The sequence below is a fragment of the Collinsella sp. AM41-2BH genome (genome assembly GCF_003468085.1).
Taxonomy (GTDB): Bacteria; Actinomycetota; Coriobacteriia; order Coriobacteriales; family Coriobacteriaceae; genus Collinsella.
This window is the reverse complement of record NZ_QSGH01000049.1, coordinates 1-1,064: the sequence shown is the minus strand read 5'-3', so window position 1 is coordinate 1,064 and position 1,064 is coordinate 1. Positions and strand designations below refer to the sequence as shown.

Sequence of the window (1,064 nt, the reverse complement as noted above, 5' to 3'; positions counted from 1 at the left end):
GCCGGGCCCTTACGCCAGCACGCCGAAGAACGCGCCGACGATGCCCACGACCATGGTGGCCACGATCAGCACCATGGGGTTGATCTTCTTGGACAGCAGCCAGTAGTACAGCCAGAAGGCGAGCATGCCGAGCATGCCGGGCATGATGCCGTCCAGGATGTCCTGGAGGGTCTGGGCATCCTCGCCCGAGCCGATGGCCACCGGGATGCTGGCCCAGAACATGTCCTTGCACATGGCGCCCACGACCATGACGCCCACGATTCCCACGCAGGTCATGACCTTCTGCATGAGGCCGGTCCTCTGGGCCTCGTCCAGGAAGCCCACGCCCAGCTCGTAGCCCTTGACGGCGCCCCAGACGCGCAGCGCGAAGCCGGGGACGTTGTAGATCAGCAGGAAGGCGATGGGGCCGAAGGGGTTGCCGGCCTGGCACAGGCTGATGCCCACCGCGGCGGCCACCACGCGCAGCGTCGACAGGAAGATGGAGTCGCCGATGCCGGACAGCGGGCCCATGAGGGCGGCCTTGACGTCGTTGACGCTCTCGGGCTCGATCTCGCCGCGGGCGACCTTCTCCTCCATGGCCATCGCGATGCCGCCGACGAACGGGGCGAACTGGACGGTGATGTTGAAGAACGCGCAGTGGCGGTGCAGGGCCTCGGCGTAGTCGTCGGGGCGGCCGGCGTAGATCTTCTTGAGCATGTTGGCGACCATCAGGCAGAAGGCGATGTTCATCTGCTTGTAGTAGGTCCAGGAGAACTCCATGCCCAGGGCGCCGGTGTTGAGGGCGCTCTTGACGAGGTCGGAGCGCGTGATCTTGTTCTCGGGACTAGAAGTCATCGTCCTCATCCCCTTCCGCGGAGAGCTGGGGCTGGGCTCCGCCCAGGCCGAGCAGGTCGAACTTGTCGATGCCGATGATGATGGCGATCAGGGCGACGCCCAGGACGGGCACGTTGGCGTAGGAGCACAGCAGGAAGCCCAGGAAGTAGAAGGGCACGAGCTGCTTGGTGAGCACCAGGCGGCCGAGCATGGCGAAGCCCATGGCCGGCAGGATGTTGGCGGCAACGCCG

2 protein-coding genes are annotated in these 1,064 nt (G+C 66.0%); both read right to left on the bottom strand.

Features of this window, described 5'->3' with window-relative positions:
* Positions 1–9 precede the first annotated feature (9 nt).
* On the bottom strand, positions 10–843 hold the full coding sequence (locus DW899_RS10415) for a PTS system mannose/fructose/sorbose family transporter subunit IID (protein ID WP_117801088.1): 834 nt from the start codon (positions 841–843) through the stop codon (positions 10–12).
* The coding region (locus DW899_RS10410; RefSeq protein WP_147324175.1) for a PTS sugar transporter subunit IIC at positions 824–1,064 on the bottom strand (241 nt) is incomplete at its 5' end. The genes DW899_RS10410 and DW899_RS10415, both read right to left, overlap by 20 nt.